Annotated in this window: 14 protein-coding genes; 10 read left to right on the forward strand and 4 right to left on the reverse strand. The window is 67.7% G+C overall.

What is annotated here, in order from left to right:
* Nucleotides 1-58 precede the first annotated feature (58 nt).
* A complete protein-coding gene (locus KRR55_RS00160) occupies nucleotides 59-463 on the forward strand; it encodes an ectoine synthase (protein ID WP_217387024.1) in 405 nt (134 codons plus the stop codon).
* 144 nt (nucleotides 464-607) lie between these two features.
* Complete coding sequence (gene thpD / locus KRR55_RS00165; protein ID WP_217387025.1) at nucleotides 608-1,507, forward strand: ectoine hydroxylase; 900 nt, start codon at nucleotides 608-610, stop codon at nucleotides 1,505-1,507.
* Here the strand turns inward: thpD and KRR55_RS00170 are convergent.
* Nucleotides 1,471-1,959 (reverse strand): pyrimidine dimer DNA glycosylase/endonuclease V, encoded by a 489-nt coding sequence (locus KRR55_RS00170; RefSeq protein WP_217387026.1) that lies wholly within the window; start codon nucleotides 1,957-1,959, stop codon nucleotides 1,471-1,473. The two genes, thpD and KRR55_RS00170, sit on opposite strands and share 37 nt — an antisense overlap.
* Before the next feature lie 87 nt (nucleotides 1,960-2,046).
* Between KRR55_RS00170 and KRR55_RS00175 the strand changes: the two genes are divergently transcribed.
* Nucleotides 2,047-2,478, forward strand: a complete 432-nt coding sequence (locus KRR55_RS00175) for an acyl-CoA thioesterase (RefSeq protein ID WP_217387027.1) — start codon at nucleotides 2,047-2,049, stop codon at nucleotides 2,476-2,478.
* A 4-nt stretch (nucleotides 2,479-2,482) separates the two neighbouring features.
* Here the strand turns inward: KRR55_RS00175 and KRR55_RS00180 are convergent, their stop codons facing one another.
* Nucleotides 2,483-3,991 carry a SulP family inorganic anion transporter gene (locus tag KRR55_RS00180; protein ID WP_217387028.1) on the reverse strand — a complete coding sequence of 503 codons (1,509 nt, stop codon included), beginning with the start codon at nucleotides 3,989-3,991 and terminating at the stop codon, nucleotides 2,483-2,485.
* A 377-nt stretch (nucleotides 3,992-4,368) separates the two neighbouring features.
* Here KRR55_RS00180 and KRR55_RS00185 point away from each other — a divergent pair, with 377 nt between their 5' ends.
* The gene (locus KRR55_RS00185) at nucleotides 4,369-6,687 is read left to right on the forward strand and encodes a helix-turn-helix transcriptional regulator (protein WP_217387029.1); all 2,319 of its coding nucleotides are present in this window, start codon (nucleotides 4,369-4,371) and stop codon (nucleotides 6,685-6,687) included.
* 14 nt (nucleotides 6,688-6,701) lie between these two features.
* Here KRR55_RS00185 and KRR55_RS00190 read toward each other — a convergent pair whose 3' ends face one another.
* Complete coding sequence (locus tag KRR55_RS00190; protein ID WP_254455711.1) at nucleotides 6,702-7,358, reverse strand: IclR family transcriptional regulator; 657 nt, start codon at nucleotides 7,356-7,358, stop codon at nucleotides 6,702-6,704.
* A gap of 265 nt (nucleotides 7,359-7,623) precedes the next feature.
* Between KRR55_RS00190 and KRR55_RS00195 the strand changes: the two genes are divergently transcribed.
* The 4 genes from KRR55_RS00195 (at nucleotide 7,624) to KRR55_RS00210 (ending at nucleotide 11,792) form a co-directional block, all read left to right on the forward strand.
* Nucleotides 7,624-8,859: a CaiB/BaiF CoA transferase family protein gene (locus KRR55_RS00195; RefSeq protein WP_217387030.1), complete on the forward strand. Its 1,236-nt coding sequence runs from the start codon at nucleotides 7,624-7,626 to the stop codon at nucleotides 8,857-8,859.
* A gap of 1 nt (nucleotide 8,860) precedes the next feature.
* Nucleotides 8,861-9,739 (forward strand): hydroxymethylglutaryl-CoA lyase, encoded by an 879-nt coding sequence (locus tag KRR55_RS00200; RefSeq protein ID WP_217387031.1) that lies wholly within the window; start codon nucleotides 8,861-8,863, stop codon nucleotides 9,737-9,739.
* A gap of 75 nt (nucleotides 9,740-9,814) precedes the next feature.
* Nucleotides 9,815-11,230 carry a 2-hydroxycarboxylate transporter family protein gene (locus KRR55_RS00205; RefSeq protein WP_217387032.1) on the forward strand — a complete coding sequence of 472 codons (1,416 nt, stop codon included), beginning with the start codon at nucleotides 9,815-9,817 and terminating at the stop codon, nucleotides 11,228-11,230.
* A gap of 28 nt (nucleotides 11,231-11,258) precedes the next feature.
* A complete protein-coding gene (locus KRR55_RS00210) occupies nucleotides 11,259-11,792 on the forward strand; it encodes a gamma carbonic anhydrase family protein (protein ID WP_217387033.1) in 534 nt (177 codons plus the stop codon).
* 285 nt (nucleotides 11,793-12,077) lie between these two features.
* On the opposite strand, the gene KRR55_RS00215 is transcribed toward KRR55_RS00210, so the two are convergent.
* Nucleotides 12,078-13,064: a GlxA family transcriptional regulator gene (locus tag KRR55_RS00215; protein WP_217387034.1), complete on the reverse strand. Its 987-nt coding sequence runs from the start codon at nucleotides 13,062-13,064 to the stop codon at nucleotides 12,078-12,080.
* Nucleotides 13,065-13,176: 112 nt separating this feature from the next.
* On the opposite strand from KRR55_RS00215, the gene KRR55_RS00220 reads away from it, so the two are divergent.
* Both KRR55_RS00220 and KRR55_RS00225 read left to right on the forward strand, forming a co-directional pair.
* Entirely contained in the window at nucleotides 13,177-13,815 is a 639-nt protein-coding gene (locus tag KRR55_RS00220; protein WP_217387035.1) for an HD domain-containing protein, read from the forward strand.
* 397 nt (nucleotides 13,816-14,212) lie between these two features.
* Nucleotides 14,213-15,670: a benzaldehyde dehydrogenase gene (locus KRR55_RS00225; RefSeq protein ID WP_217387036.1), complete on the forward strand. Its 1,458-nt coding sequence runs from the start codon at nucleotides 14,213-14,215 to the stop codon at nucleotides 15,668-15,670.
* The last annotated feature ends 50 nt before the right edge of the window (nucleotides 15,671-15,720 follow it).

A 15,720-nucleotide genomic window follows, 5' to 3' on the forward strand; every position in this document is an offset into this window, starting at 1 on the left:
CCGACTTCCATGGCCGGCAACGGCCGCCGAGTACACTATCGATCCCCTTGGAGGACACATGCTGGTTACCAACCTGAACGACCTGAACGACACCGACCGCGACGTCAAGTCGGAGACCTGGCGCAGCCGCCGCATGGTGCTTGCGGGGGAGGGCGTCGGCTTCTCCTTCCACGACACCGTGATCTACGCCGGGACCACCTCGACGTTCCACTATGCCAACCACATCGAGGCCGTGTACTGCGTGCAGGGCGAGGGGACGCTGACCAACGAGGAGACCGGTGAGGTGCACCAGTTGGGCGACGGCACCATGTACCTGCTCAACGGCAATGAGAAGCACACCGTGCGCGCCACCACCGAGCTGCGCATGGCCTGCGTGTTCAACCCGCCGGTGACGGGCCGCGAGGTCCACGACGAGAACGGCGTCTACCCGCTGGTCGTCGAAGAGGCGGTTTCGGCTTCCTGACCCGCATCGGGGGCCATTCGCCCCCCCGTGGACTTGCCTGCCCCACGGGGCAGGGCAGTGCGATGTGCCGGCCCCGAAGGGTCCGGCACATCCGTGTCTGCGCGGTACGGCGCAGACAAGTTAAAAAACCGAGGAGGAACGGACATGACGGAGACATTGCGTCGCCACCACGATGCGTATCCAACACGAACAGGCAGCAACTACACGGTGCTTGATCGCCCGGGCCCGGTGGCCTGGGGAACCGCCGCCGATGGACCCATTGACGCGCAGACCCTGCAGGGTTTCGAGTCCAAGGGCTATCTGGCCATCGACCAGCTGGTGGACCCCGAGGAGTTGGAGGTTCTCCGGGTGGAACTGCGCCGGATGTCGGAAGACCCGTCGGTGAGGGCCGACGAGCGGACCATCATCGAGGCGAAGTCCCAGGAGGTGCGCTCGATCTTCGACGTGCATCGGACCAGCGAGGTCTTCAAGAAGATCGCCAACGACCCCCGCGTTGTGGGCCGGGCCCGGCAGATCCTGGGCTCGGAGGTCTATATCCACCAGTCTCGGGTGAACTTCAAGCCTGGCTTCGAGGGCAAGGAATTTTCCTGGCACTCGGACTTCGAGACCTGGCACGCCGAGGACGGCATGCCGGACCCGCGGGCGGTGAGCATCTCGATCTCGCTGACCGACAACTACACGTTCAACGGGCCGTTGATGATCATGCCCGGCTCGCACAAGAAGTTCATTTCCTGCGGTGGCGAAACGCCGGAGGACAACTACAAGAAGTCCCTCATCATGCAGGGAGCAGGAACCCCTGACAAGGAGACGCTGACCCGGTTCGCCGATGAATACGGGATTGACGTGCTCGAGGGCAAGGCCGGCGGGGCAGTGATGTTCGATTCGAACTGCATGCACGCCTCGAACGGCAACGTGAGCCCGTACCCGCGCTCGAACATCTTCATCGTGTTCAACAGCGTCAAAAACACGTTGGTCGAACCGTTCGGCGCGGACCAGCCGCGCCCGGACTACATCGGGGTCCGGGACTTCACCCCGGCCGGCTGACTCCGGCGTCCGGCTTCGGGCCGTTCCCAGGACTCGATGTCCCCGGGGACGGCCCCGAAGGCGGGATGCAGCCGGGGCGGGTCGGCAGCCGCCAGCAGGGATTCGCGTTCCGGATCGCGCACGGCCAGCTTGGCCAGCAGGTGTTCGCTTTCGTAGCCGACCTGGCCGGCGGCCACGGTGAGCATCTGCACCGGGCCGTCCGCCGGCGGGTGCAGGATGAGGGCGCGGTTGAAGTTGTAGCCGCGCGCGTCGGCCTCCCGGGCCAGGCCCTCCAGGTAGTTCCCGACCGCCGCGAGCGGATCCGCGGCGGCGCGGAAGCGCACGAGTTGCGGGTGGTTCCGGTAGCCGGCGGTCCTCCCGTCCAGCACCTTCTGCGCCAGCAGGGTCTCGCGCCAGCCGGCGAGCAGGCCCTTGGTGTCCAGGTACGTGGGGTGCAGGCTCCAGAGACGCATTCGACCAGCCTAGCGGGGCGGACGCCCCGGCGACCCGAGTGCTTCATGTTCTGCGCGCTTTTCCCGCACTCTGGTGCAATGGGATCCATGAGCGAAAACCATGGTGCCGGCACTCCGGCACCGATCGACATTGAATTGCAATTGCGCTGGTCCGACGAGGACGCGTTGGGGCACGTGAACAACGCCCGCATCGTCACGCTGATGGAGGAGGCGCGCCTGCGCTGGACGCAGCCGCGCGGCAAATCGGGCCGCTTCCCGCACGGCACCGTCGTGGCCTCGCTGCGGCTGGACTACCTGCGTCCGCTGTACTACCAGCCGACCATGCTTATCCAGTTGACAGTGGTGCGCATCGGCACCAAGTCGTTCTCCCTGCGGCATGTGGGAATCCAGGACGGGCAGCCGGTCTTTGACGGCACCACGGTGATGGTTCCGCTGGCCGCGGACGGGGTCTCTTCGCGCGCGCTCAACGACCTCGAGCGCGGCTGGCTCGAAGGCGCGGTGGCGGCTGCCACGACATGACCGCCTAGCCCAGGTGCCCGGCCATGCGATCCTTCATGGCCGCGCTGGCCTCGTTCAGGCCCACGATCTCCACCCGTTTGCCGCCGGCCTCGTACTTGGCGGTGATAGCCTCGAGCGCCGCGAGCGTGGAGACGTCCCAGAGGTGCGAGGCGTGCATGTCGATGAGAACGTGACCCGGGTCCAGGGCGTACTGGAACTGCGTGTACAGGTCGTTGGACGAGGCAAAGAAGAGCTCGCCGTTGACCGTGTAGGTGGCGGTCTCGCCCTCGGCATCCACTGTTCGCTTGACGGTGACGAAGTGCGCCACGCGGCGGGCGAAGAGCACCATCGCGGTGAGCACTCCGGCTCCTACGCCCACGGCAAGGTTGTGCGAGGACACCGTGGCCACCACGGTGATGAGCATGACCGAGGTTTCGCTCTTGGGCATGCGGCGCAGCGTGGAGGGCCGGATGCTGTGCCAGTCGAAGGTCGCCCACGACACGAAGATCATGACCGCGACCAGCGCAACCATCGGGATCAGCGCCACGACGTCGCCGAAGACCACCACCAGCACCAGCAGGAAGACACCCGCCAGGAACGTGGAGATCCGGGTCCGGGCCCCGGAGGCCTTCACGTTGATCATGGTCTGGCCGATCATGGCGCAGCCGCCCATGCCGCCGAAGAACCCCGTGACCAGGTTGGCCACGCCCTGGCCCCAGGCCTCGCGGGTCTTGTTGGACGCGGTGTCGGTGACGTCGTCGACCAGTTTCGCGGTCATCAGCGACTCGAGCAGACCCACGAACGCCACCGCCAGCGCGTAGGGGGCGATGACCTTGAAGGTCTCGAGGTCCAGCGGGATCTGCGGGAAGAACAACTCGGGAAGGGAGGAGGGCAGCTCGCCCTTGTCGCCCACCGTCGGCACCGTGAGCGAGGCCAGGACGGTGATCAGGGTGAGCGCCACGATCGCCACCAGCGGGGCCGGGACCCTGGTGGTGATCCGCGGCAGTCCGAAGACGATGAGCAGGGCCAGAAGCAGCAGCGGGTAGACCAGCCACGGCACGTTCATGAGCTCGGGCAGCTGGGCGATGAACACCAGGATCGCCAACGCGTTGACGAAACCGACCATGACCTGGCGGGGGATGAAGCGCATCAGCTTTGCGACGCCCAGCACCGCCAGCAGGACCTGGAACACGCCCGCCAGCAGGATCGCCGCGACCAGGTAGTGCGCGCCGTGGCTTGCCACCAGCGGTGCGATCACCAGGGCCACCGCCCCGGTGGCCGCCGAGATCATCGCCGGGCGGCCGCCGACCACCGCGATGGTCACCGCCATGGTGAAGGCGGAGAACAACCCGACCCGCGGGTCGACCCCGGCGATGATCGAGAACGCGATCGCCTCCGGGATCAGCGCGAGCGCCACCACCAGCCCGCCGAGGATCTCCACGCCCAGCAACCGCGGGGAACGCAGGGTGCGCAGCACCGATTGGCGTTCAAGGGGAGTCGGCGCGGCGCTTGGCGCGGCGGACAGGGAGGGCATAGGGGATTCCGTTCAGAAGAAGTGTGGTCAGGGGGCATGCGGGGAGGGCAACACGCCTGCGACGCGGCTCGGGGATTAAGCCCCATTCTAGGGGAGCCGGGGTATTGCGGCTGGCAGATGTGTTGGAACGGACAATCCCCGGTGACCTGCCCAGTGGCTTCGGCCGCCCGGCGCGGCACCGGACTCCCTGGCTGCCGCGGGCGCACGGCAAGGAGGTTCAGGTGCCGTTCCAGAGGGTCAAAACGGCGTGCCGTCGCTTAGGATGAGGTATCAAATCGCCCGCCGCAGTGTTGCCGGGCGGCATCGTTGGTATGGCTCCCTGAACCGTCGCCTCGGCACGCAGGGGGTCGGGTCGAGAGGACAAGGAAGAAGGTGGCATGGGGGCCCCATTCGACCGGCAGGCCATTCACCCGGCCATCGCGAGATTCCTCGCCTGGGACGACTCCGGCTACAGGTTGCTCTTCATCCGCGCCGCCGCCGGCACCGGACGAGACACCTTCGCCCGCTCGTGGATCGGGAACCGTTCCGGGGAGCTGCTTGACTTCTCCGGCGGGGGAATCGACGTGGCGGCCGAAACGGACCGGCTGGTCGATCGGCTGCGCGCGGACAAGGCGCTGCATCTGGCCGTCATCCTGCCTCCGGGCGCCTCCATCTGGGAACTGGCCTCGCGGGCCCCCTGCCGGGTGGCAAACCATCGCGACCTGCTGCTGGATGCCGGGGAGACGGAGCAGCTCATTGGCGCCGGGGCACGAGTCGGCCAACTCGATGCCCACCGCATCCACGAGTTGTCCGGAGGGTGGCTTGCCGCGAGCCGGGTCCTGGCCGCCGATCCGCAGGCCCAAAGCCGCGCGCAGCAGATTATCCGCAACGGCCTGGCCGTCTGGCTGGCCAACCGCGACCCCGACGGGGAATTGTCCGAGGCCGCGTTCCTGCCCGCGTTCGACCGGCGCACCGTGGAGGCGTTCTACGGGGAATTTTCCTTGGTGGTCCATACCTTGGAGGAGCTCGTCGAGGCGGGGCTGGTGCAGTCCGACGGGCGCGGCGGCTGGATGATGCCGCTGATGGTGCGCAAGGTGCTCGCCGAACGGGTCGGGCTGCGCGGGCGTGAACGCATTGCCGTCCTGGAGCAGGCTGCCGTCAACGCGATGGCCGCGACCCGCGGGGTGGGCGAGGCCGTGGATTCGGCCGTGGCGCGCCGCAGCTGGCCTGCCCTGTTGAACCTGCTGCTGGAACGGTGGGTGGACATCTTCATCGGAAACCCCCGGCAACTGGGCGTGATTGCGGCCAAGATCCCGCGCTTCATTTCCGAGCAAACCGAGTACATGCGCGTCGGCCTGCGCATCCTCGGCCAGAGTGACCGGGACGGGATGGCCCAGCAGCTCCCGGGGTTCGAACCCGACTACGACACCAACCAAACGGCCCAGCGCCTGCACCGGGACACCCTGCGGCTCTACCGCAAGCCCAATGCCCACGCCCTGACAGTGGGCATCCTGGAGATGCTCCATTTGCGGCTGGCGGGTCTGTATGAGGAGGCCGCCGTGGCAGGCACCCGGCTGCGCGACGCGTTGCACCGGGCGCTCGACACCCAACGGGTCAACCCGGCACTGGTGTCGCTGATTGAACTCCAAATCGGCATCTCGCTTCAGCTGGCCGGCCGGGACGTGCAGGCGCGCGCGGCCTATGAGCGGGGATTCCACTGGGCGCAAGTTTCCGGAAAGGCCTTCCTGCTGGCGGACCTGGCGGGAAAGCTTGCCCTGCTCGATGTCCTTGAAGGCGGCAGCGACACGGCGCTGCGCTGGCTGGCCGAGCACGATGCAGCCATCGGGGACGTCGGGTGGGGGCGGAAGATGGTGGAGCGCACCGCGATGATGGCCCGGGCGTTCCTGGCCCTGGCCCGCCTCGACTACGCGGGATTCGACGAGGTGATGGAGACCCTGCCACCCATGGTGGACAACGACGAATTCTGGTCGGTGCATGCCCAACTGCTGGCCCTGCAAAAACTCAATGCCGGCATCTTTGACGCGGCCAGGACACTGATCTCTTCACTGCGCCGGGACCGTCGCTTCGCGGCGGCCGCGCCCCTGGCGCGGCGGCTGTTCGACGACACGCTCCTGTTGGCCGAGATCCTGGAACGCGGCGGCGTGCGCAGCGGAACCGGGATCGAAAACAGGGATCCGCTGCTGGTGGCGCTCGGCCACCTGCTGGGCGGGAATCCCGACGCGGCCCTGGCGGCCCTGCAGGAAGTCCCGCCCGCCGGGGGCATGCGATGGCGGGGAAACCTGGCGCTGTACCTGGATATCGCCGCCCGGAACCCCCTGGGCCCGACGCCGGCGGCGTTGCTGCGCGTGAAGCAGCAGCACCGGGACTCGGGAGTCTTGTATGAACTCGCGATCCTGGGCATGGTTCCAGGATGGTCAGAGGTGGGCAGGTCCCTGGACCTGGAGCCCGACGAACTCCAACGCCTGGGATATGCGCTGGATCTCGCGCCGGCGCCGTTGCCCAGGCGGCCGGTCCTAACCGTGCGGGAGCAGGAGATCTTGAGGCAATTGCGCGCGGGAATGACGCGGCGGCAGATCGCCGAGGCGGGCTACCGGTCCGAAAACACCGTCAAGACCCAGATGCGCAGCCTCTATCGGAAGTTGGAGGCCTCGGACGTGGAACAGGCGCTGGAAAACGCGCGGGCCTGGGGTCTCTGAGCGCCCGCCAGTCACTACAGTTGCTTGGCCGTTTCCAGTTCCGTGCCGACCATCCGTGCCGCCCGGGCCAGGTTCTCCCCGAAGTCCCGGCCGGGGGAGACCTCAACCCGACTCAGTGGCATGGCCAGGCACAGCGTGGCAATCATCTGGTCGCGCAGCATCACGGGCGCGCTGACCGAGCCCAGGCCGGGGGTGCGCCGGCCCACCGATTCGACCCATCCGTGTTCCTCCACGGACTCCAGGGCCTCGGGGTCGTGCGACAGCAGCCGCCCGCTCGAACCGTTGGGCAGCTCCAGGGTGGATCCCGCCGGAAGGGTGGCCTTGAGTTCGTGCTGGCTGTCCACCGTCACCCGGCAGATGCGCCGTTCTCCCCGGCGAATCCACATTTGCGCCGTCTCCCCGGTGACGTTGCGCAACTCCGTGAGGATGGGGGTCGCGATGGATTCCAGCGCGGTGCGCACGAAGCGGTGGCCCAGCTTGAAATCGCCGTCGTCGACGCGGCGCAGGAACCCATACTCCACCATGGACAGGGCCAGGCGGTGGACAGTCGACACCGACAATCCGGTGCGCCGTCCCAGTTCGCTGGCCGAGGCGGAGGAACCCTCCACCGCGTCAAGGACCATGGCAACGCGTTCAAGCATGCGGTTGCTGGTGGTTGCCGGCTCGGCCATGGCTGACTCCTGGTGTTTCGGTTGGAGGGCGGGAATCGTTTCCCCGACCATGCTATGTGACGTGCTTTTCCGGAATTGCGGAACGAGCAGGTGAGGGAGCCATTCGATCCCGGCGTCACAGGTCCCGGGAGGCCCGCGAGGCAGTTATTGCCGACGCGCCCCTTGCTGTGTGCTGGATCACTTGCTATGGTCTTCCTGCTCACAAGGAATCATATCCCACTGTATGGGAAGTTTTGAAGAAGTCACCGAATAAAGGGCCACAACCATGACTGAAAATCTCCACCTCCCGGGCAGCGCCCTGCCGCTCGAGGGAATCCGCGTTCTGGAACTCGGAAGCTTCATTGCCGCCCCGTTCGCCGCACGGCTCTTCGGTGACTTCGGGGCCGAAGTCATCAAGATCGAAAAGCCCGAGGGCGGCGACGAGCTGCGCGACTGGCGCAAGACCCGCGGCACCACCTCGATGCTTTTCCGCACCATGGGGCGCAACAAGAAATCCGTCGCGCTGGACCTGCGCAGCGAGCTGGGCCGCGAGGCCGTCCTGCGGATCGTGGCCAAGACCGACGTCGTGATCGAGAACTTCCGCCCGGGCACCCTGGAAAAGTGGGGACTGGGCCCCGAGGAACTTCACGCGGCCAACCCGAACCTGGTCATGGTCCGCATCTCCGGCTACGGCCAGACCGGCCCGTACAAGAACCGTGCCGGATTCGGCAGCTCCGCCGAGTCCTTCGCCGGCCTGCGCTACATCACCGGCGAACCGGACCGCCCGGCGGGCCGCGCGGCAGCCAGCGTCGGGGACACCGTCTCGGGTCTCTACGGCGTGATCGGCGCACTGATGCTGATGTTCCAGAAGGCCCAGGGCGTGAAAAGCGAGGGCCCGCAGATCGTCGACGTGGCGCTCTACGAGGGCGTCTTCTCCCTGCTCGAATCCCTGGTCCCGGACTACGACGCCTACGGCATGGTCCGCAAGCGCACCGGTGGCGCGCTTCCCGGCGTCGTGCCCACGGGCTCCTACCCGTGCGGGGACGAGCTGGAAGTGGTGATCGGCGGGAACTCGAACTCCGTGTTCGTCCGCCTCATGAAGGCCATCGGACGCGACGACCTGGCCGCCGACGAAACCCTGCTGACCACCGAGGGGCGCGGCGCGCGCGAAGAGGAACTCAACGGCGCCATCGCCACCTGGACCTCCTCGATGCCGCTGGCCGAGGTGCTCACGGCTCTTGACACCGCCGGCGTCCCCGCCGGACCGGTCTACGACGCCCCCTCGATCGCCAAGGACGAGCACTACCTGGCCCGCGACATGATCCAGACCCACGAGGTCATCATCGAGGACGAGCCGGAACTCATCCGCTTCCCGGGCGTGGTCCCCAAGCTGCCCGGGCACGAGGGCCGCGTGAACTGGATCGGCCCGGAGCTGGGCGAACACACGCACGAGGTCCTCGCGGACCTCGCCGGCCTGAGCACCCTCGAAATCAACTCGCTCGGCGCCAAGGAGAAGAACTGACATGCGGATCCAGATCACCGACGTCTTCCTGCGCGACGGGCTGCAGGACGAAAAAGTCATCGTCTCCACGTCCGACAAGCTCGAAATCGCAGACGCGCTGCTTGCCGCGGGGGTGAAGCGGCTCGAGGTCGCCTCGTTCGTCAATCCGGCCCGCGTGCCGCAGATGGGTGACGCCGCGGCAGTGCTGGCGGGCTTGCCGTCCGGCAGTGGGGCGACGTTCACCGCCCTGGCCCTGAACGGCAAGGGGATCGTGCGTGCGGTTGCGGCCGGCGCCACCGATCTCCAAGTGGTGACCTCCGCCAGCCAGGCCCACAGCAGCGCCAATGCCGGATCCAGCATCGAGCAGGCGCTCGAATCCCTGGGCTCCGACGTGGCGGCCCATCCCGGCATCAACTTCTTCGCCGGGATCTCCACCGCCTTCACCTGCCCCTTCGAGGGCGAGGTCGATCCCGGCCACCTGCTGCGCGTGGTGCGCGGGTTCAAGGCCATGGGCATCACCCAGATCGGCCTGGCAGACACCCTGGGCACCACCCCCACCGGGCGGCTCATGGAGTCGGTGCGCCACATCCAGGACAAGGAGCCGGAGCTGACCTACTACCTCCACCTGCACAACGCCCACGGGCAGGCGCTGGACACCGTCGATGCGGCGATCGAAGCGGGCATCACCCGCTTTGACAGCGCGCTGGGAGGCTACGGCGGCTGCCCCTTCGCCCCGGGTGCCGCCGGAAACCTCGCCACCGAGGAACTCGTGGCGCACCTGCACGCCGCAGGGCACGAGACAGGCATCGACGAGGCCGCGCTCACCCGTGCCGTGCAGCTGGGCCGCGACGCGGTCTCCAACTCCCCGGCACTTGAGTCCAACGCCCTGACCGGGCACTAACACCACTCCCATCCACCGCACGCCGCAAGACTCCGCCCGGAGCCCGGTGCGCCCCATCATTCTGCGAGGACGACGATGTCTCAGATTGAAAACCCCACCCCCACCCTTGACGGCCAACACCCCGACGAGCCAGGCGTCCAGCGACGCGTGGAGGCCACCGTCGGCAAGCTGCGCGGCACGCACTTTGCCGGCCCGCGCGGCACCCGGATCGCCAGCCTGCCGGCGGCGCTCTTCATCGTGCTGGCCGCCATGGTGTTCATCGCCGCGGCCACCGGCAAGCTGCCCGATTCCATGCTCTCGGGCTTCACCGTCACGATCCTGCTCGGCGGGCTGCTGATCTGGATCGGCAACCTGTTCCCGGTGGTGCGCGACTTCGGCCTGCCCACGGTGCTGTGCACCTTCATCCCCGCCACGCTGATGTCCTTCAACCTGCTGCCGGCGAACCTGGTGGAGGTCGTGGAAAACTTCGTCAAGGGACACGGCTTCCTGGACTTCTTCGTCATCACCATCATCGCCGGCTCCATCCTGGGCATGCCGCGCGCCCTGCTGCTGAAGGCCGGACCGCGCTTCGCGGTGCCGCTGGTCGGCTGCCTGGTCGCCACCTTCGTGCTCGTCGGGCTGCTGGGCGCGGCCACCGGCTTCGGGTTCATGGAGGGCATCCTGTTCATCGCCGCCCCGATCATGGCCGGCGGCCTGGGCGTGGGCGCACTGCCCATGAGCGAGATGTACGCCTCCCGCACCGGCCTGGACTCCGCGACGTTCATGGGAGACCTGATGTCCGCCGTCGTGGTGGCCAACATCGTGTGCATCATCATCGCCGGCATCTACAACGGCCTGGGCAAGACCCGCAAGCAGTTCTTCGTCGGCTTCAACGGCCACGGCGAGCTGATGCGCATCAAGGGCAAGAAGTCCGAGCTTTCCCTGCCCCCGAAGAACGAGGCCTCCTCGTTCATTGCCCTGGGCAAGGGCCTGCTCTTCGCGGGCGCGCTGTTCATCTTCGGCCAGCTGGTCGGCTCCTACCTCGAGGTCCTGCACCCCTACGCCTGGACCATCATTGCCGCCGCCGCGGTGAAGATCTTCGGCTGGCTGCCCAAGGACATCGAGGAATCCACCGCCGACTGGGGCGACATGGTGGGTGCCACCATGGTCCCGGCGCTGTTGGTGGGCGTGAGCATCAGCTACATCGACATGGGCGAGGTCGTTGCCTCGCTGAGCAACCCGAAGTTCATCGTGCTGACCGTTGCCACGGTGTTGATCGCGACCCTGACCTCCGGCATCCTGGGCTGGCTCATGAAGTTCAACTTCGTCGAGGCCTCCATTACCCCGGGCCTGGTCATGGCCGACACCGGCGGCAGCGGAGACGTCGCGGTGCTCAGTGCCGCAAACCGGATGCACCTGATGCCCTTCGCCGCGCTGACCAATCGGCTCGGCGGCGCCCTGGTGCTCTTCGTGACCTCGCTGCTGGTGCCGCTGCTGGCCATCTCCTCCTGATCCCGCACACTTACACCGAAAGAAGCCAATGGCCACCATCATCACCCTCGACGGAAAGACCCCGGAGATCGACGACACGGCCTGGCTGGCGCCAACCGCCGCCATTATCGGGAACGCGGGCGTCGGCCCCGGATCCGGTGTCTTCTACGGCGCGGTGCTTCGGGCCGACACGGAATCCATCCGGATGGGCGAGCACAGCAACCTGCAGGACAACGCCGTGCTCCACGCCGACCCGGGCTTCCCGACCCGCATCGGGAACTTCGTGAGCATCGGCCACGGTGCGGTGCTCCACGGCTGCACCGTGGGCGACGGGGCGCTGGTCGGGATGAATGCCACGGTGCTCAACGGCGCGGTGATCGGCGAGGGCTCGCTCATCGCCGCCAACGCGCTGGTGCTCGAGGGCACCGTGGTTCCGCCACGCTCGCTGGTTGCCGGGGTGCCGGCCAAGGTGCGCCGCGAACTGACCGACGCCGAGGTGCTACATTGCCGCTCCAACGCCGAAACCTACGTGGAAATCACGCGGGCTCATGCGGCCGCGACGGCACAGGCCCTTGCCCTGTAATCTCGTGCAGCCGGCCACCAAGGACAAGGACCGGGAACCGGGCCGGATCGAGGGCGATTCACGCAACTCGTCCTCGACCGGCCCGGTGCCCATACCGCGCAGCCGGCTCGGTCCAACGACAGCTGAAGGAAATCGGTGGCAACCCGAAACCTGCCAGGCTGAAGACCCTGGCCGCATTGACCGAAGCGCAAAAAATGAGTGACACGCCAGCGGTTGCTGGAGGGGGATTGGCCTTCGCCGCGCAGGGATGCGCTGCCACCCGGGCCTTGTCTTGATGGCGGGCCGTCACCCGCCCGGCAAAACGCCGGGGACTGCGCGGACCTGCCGGGTCGTGGCAAAGCGGTCCCGGAAGCTGGTCGGGGTGGTGTCGAGTTGCCGGGCGAACGCCCGCCGCAGCGTCTCGTCGCTGCCGAAACCGCTGAGCTGTGCCACGAGCGTCATGGGGTGGCCGTCGAGGATGAGCGAGCGCGCCGCATCGACTCGCACCCGTTCGAGCCAGCGTGCCGGCGTCGTGCCGGCCTCGGCCTGGAAGATCCGGTTCAGGTGGCGCACGCTCACCCCGGCGGCCGCTGCCATCGAGGCGACGGTGTGCTCGTCGGCGGGATCGGCCACAACCGAATCCATGAGGGCGCGCAGCAACCTGTTCTGCACCGGCGGGGTGCTCAGCGCCGTGGAGAACTGGGCTTGGCCGCCGGGTCGGTGCATGAATACCACCAGTTCGCGGGCAGTTTCCCGTGCGGTCCGGACACCGAGATCGTCTTCGACCATGGCGAGGGCCAAGTCGATGCCCGCGCTGATGCCCGCGGAGGTCAGGTAGCGGCCGTCGCGGACGTGGATGACGTCCGGTTCCACGTTGATGCGCGGATACCGTGCCGCCAGGGCATGCGCGTGCCGCCAATGGGTCGTTGCCCGCCGGCCGTTGAGGTAGCCCAGCTCGGCCAGGATGAACGCCCCGGTGCACACCGAGGCGACCCGCCGCGCGCCGCCGGCGAGGCCATCCACGGCTTCCAGGAGGTTCGGGGGCACCCCGCCGTCGGGGAGGGATGCCCCTCCGACGACCAGCAACGTGTCCACCTTTCCGGCATCGGCTGCAGCAATCGTCCGCGAGAGCTCCAACCCCGAGGAGGAAACCACCGGCCCTCCCGCGGGCGAGACGTAGGTGACCTCGTAGTGCTCCCGTGCGGGGTCGGCGAGGTTGAACACCTCTGCGGGCCCGCTGGCATCAAGCATGGTCATGCCGTCGAAGACCATCAGGCCGATTCGGAGGCTCATGTCCGAAATCGAGGGCAAGTAGGCAATAAAGACATGTCGCCAGCATAGCCCGCTCGGCCAGGATGGAGGGGACATCATTGGCAATACGAGTTCCAGAAGGCGGAAAGCACCCATGACCGAGACCATTGCAGGTATCCGGATTCCCGACAGCAAGATGGCCCGCGACGCCACCGAGCTCTTGCGCGAGGTGGCCACCGAGCTCGTGTACAACCACTCCCGGCGTGTGTTTGTCTTCGGATCACTGCGCGGCGCGGAGCAGGGGCTCGACTACGACCCCGAGCTGCTGTACATCGGGGCGATGTTCCACGACCTGGGCCTCACGGACAAGTACCGCCGCACCGACCAGCGCTTCGAGATCGACGCCGCCGATGAGGCGCGCCGCTTCCTGGGGGACTACGGCATCACCGGCGAGGCGGCGGACAAGGTGTGGTCGGGCATCGCGCTGCACACCACCCCGGAAATCCCGCTGCACATGGCGCCGGAGATCGCACTGGTCACCCGCGGCGTCGAGCTCGACGTGCTGGGCATCGGCTACGACGCGATCACCGACGAGCAGCGCAAGGCCGTCGTGGCGGCGCACCCGCGCCCGGATTTCAAGAACCAGATCCTGGCCGCGTTTGCCAACGGACTCAAGGATCGTCCCGACACGACCTTCGGCAACGTCAAGGCCGACGTGCTGGCCCACTTCGTCCCGGGATTCAAGCGAGGCGACTTCGTGGAGGTCATCCAGGGATCAGCCTGGGCCGAGTAGACCGAACCGGGGTCACCCGGTGCATGCACCTGCAACTTGGCGGCTCGCCTCAATGAGGCGGGCCGCCGAAGGTGACGGCCAACCTCCGGACGCCACGCAGGCCGTGTCCGCCCGAGTTCCCCATTGACCTGGAAGGGACGGCTCGGATGCCGGCGGGAGGCATCGTTCGGCGGTCTGGAGATCCAGTCCCCGCGGCCGGGGAAGCGAGGTGGGCGGACCTGCCGGCAGTCCCCAGGGACTTTCGTCTGCGCATTCGATGGACTGGCACCACGCCCTGGCATAGCGTGGAAAGGGCAGGGCACGGAACAAGGCCAGGGCCGCCGGCGAAGACTGAAAGCCCTGGCCCTGAATCCCGCACGGCCTTGCCGGACAGCCACCGACCCGAAAAGGAGTCACCGTGTCATTGCTCGAGGAATCACTGTGGAGCTCAAAGATCAACATCAACGGCTGGGTGCAGGGGACGGCCGGAACCCGCGATGTCATGGAGCCGGCCACGGGAAACGTCCTGGGCAGCCTGGGCGTCGCCTCGGTCCAGGACGTGTTGCGTGCGGCAACCGCGGCCGCCCGGGCGCAGGTGGCGTGGGCGGCCAAAAAGCCCGAGGAGCGGGCCGCGGTACTGCGCCGGGCGGGGGATCTTTGGGAGGAGCACACCCAGGAGATCCAGTCCTGGCTCATCCGCGAGGCCGGAAGCATCCCGGCCAAGGCGGGACTGGAAACGCATACCGCGGCCCAGGAATGCTGGGAGGCCGCCGCGCTTCCCTCCCACCCCCACGGCGAGGTGCTCACCTCCAACGAGGACCGCTGGTCCTTCGCCCGGCGCCGCCCCGCCGGCGTCGTCTCCGTGATCGCACCCTTCAACTTCCCGCTGATCCTCTCCATCCGCTCGGTGGCGCCGGCGCTGGCCCTGGGCAACGCGGTGCTGCTCAAGCCCGACCCCCGCACGGCCGTCTGCGGTGGCGTGGCCTTGATGCGGATCTTTGAGGAAGCGGGCCTTCCCGCCGGCGTCCTCTCGCTGCTGCCCGGCGGCGCCGACGTCGGGGCCGCGGTGGTCGAGGCACCCGAGGTCCGGGTGGTGTCCTTCACCGGCTCCACCGCGGCGGGGCGCAAGGTCGGCGAGGCCGCGGCCCGGCACCTGAAGCGCGCCCACCTGGAGCTGGGAGGCAACAGCGCGTTGATCGTGCTTCCCGGTGCCGACCTGGCCAAGGCCGCCTCCGCCGGTGCCTTCGGTTCCTTCATGCACCAGGGACAGATCTGCATGAGCACCGGGCGCCACTTCGTCCACGAGTCGCTCCACGATGCCTACGTTGACGCGCTTTCCGGGAAGGCGCGGAACATCCCGGTGGGGGACCCGAATACCGGGCAGGTGGCGCTGGGTCCGGTCATCGACGAGCACCAGCTGGGAAACATCGACCACATCGTCCATGCCTCGGTGATGGCCGGCGGCCGGCTTGCCGCCGGCGGCACCTTCGACGGGCTCTTCTACGCCCCGACGGTGCTGGCGGACCTGGCGCTGGACAATCCCGCCTTCAAGGAGGAGATCTTCGGCCCCGTCGCGCCGGTCGCGGCATTCGCCGATATCGACGAGCTCATCGAGAAGGTCAACGCCAACGAGTACGGCCTCTCGGTCGGCATCCTGGGCGAGGTCGGGATGGCCATGCGGATCGCCGACCGGGTGCACTCCGGCAAGATCCACATCAACGAGCAGACCGTCTCGGACGAGGCCAATGCCCCGTTCGGCGGCGTGGGCGCCTCGGGCACCGGGTCGCGTTTTGGCGGGGCCGCGGCGAACATCGAGGCGTTCACCGAGACGCAGTGGCTGACCATGCGACCGGAGATTGCCGACTACCCGTTCTGACCGGATCTTCTCGCGGCAAGTAATGCCCACCCCAACATTGCTTGAAGCAT

It is taken from the genome of Paeniglutamicibacter quisquiliarum, assembly GCF_019084045.1.
Classification (GTDB): Bacteria; Actinomycetota; Actinomycetes; order Actinomycetales; family Micrococcaceae; genus Paeniglutamicibacter; species Paeniglutamicibacter quisquiliarum.

Bases quoted from the DNA above. Each gene is read 5' to 3' on its own strand.
- KRR55_RS00160 (WP_217387024.1), top strand. From the start codon at position 59: ATGCTGGTTACCAACCTGAACGACCTGAACGACACCGACCGCGACGTC.
- thpD (WP_217387025.1), top strand. From the start codon at position 608: ATGACGGAGACATTGCGTCGCCACCACGATGCGTATCCAACACGAACA.
- KRR55_RS00170 (WP_217387026.1), bottom strand. From the start codon at position 1,959: ATGCGTCTCTGGAGCCTGCACCCCACGTACCTGGACACCAAGGGCCTG.
- KRR55_RS00175 (WP_217387027.1), top strand. From the start codon at position 2,047: ATGAGCGAAAACCATGGTGCCGGCACTCCGGCACCGATCGACATTGAA.
- KRR55_RS00180 (WP_217387028.1), bottom strand. From the start codon at position 3,991: ATGCCCTCCCTGTCCGCCGCGCCAAGCGCCGCGCCGACTCCCCTTGAA.
- KRR55_RS00185 (WP_217387029.1), top strand. From the start codon at position 4,369: ATGGGGGCCCCATTCGACCGGCAGGCCATTCACCCGGCCATCGCGAGA.
- KRR55_RS00190 (WP_254455711.1), bottom strand. From the start codon at position 7,358: ATGGCCGAGCCGGCAACCACCAGCAACCGCATGCTTGAACGCGTTGCC.
- KRR55_RS00195 (WP_217387030.1), top strand. From the start codon at position 7,624: ATGACTGAAAATCTCCACCTCCCGGGCAGCGCCCTGCCGCTCGAGGGA.
- KRR55_RS00200 (WP_217387031.1), top strand. From the start codon at position 8,861: ATGCGGATCCAGATCACCGACGTCTTCCTGCGCGACGGGCTGCAGGAC.
- KRR55_RS00205 (WP_217387032.1), top strand. From the start codon at position 9,815: ATGTCTCAGATTGAAAACCCCACCCCCACCCTTGACGGCCAACACCCC.
- KRR55_RS00210 (WP_217387033.1), top strand. From the start codon at position 11,259: ATGGCCACCATCATCACCCTCGACGGAAAGACCCCGGAGATCGACGAC.
- KRR55_RS00215 (WP_217387034.1), bottom strand. From the start codon at position 13,064: ATGAGCCTCCGAATCGGCCTGATGGTCTTCGACGGCATGACCATGCTT.
- KRR55_RS00220 (WP_217387035.1), top strand. From the start codon at position 13,177: ATGACCGAGACCATTGCAGGTATCCGGATTCCCGACAGCAAGATGGCC.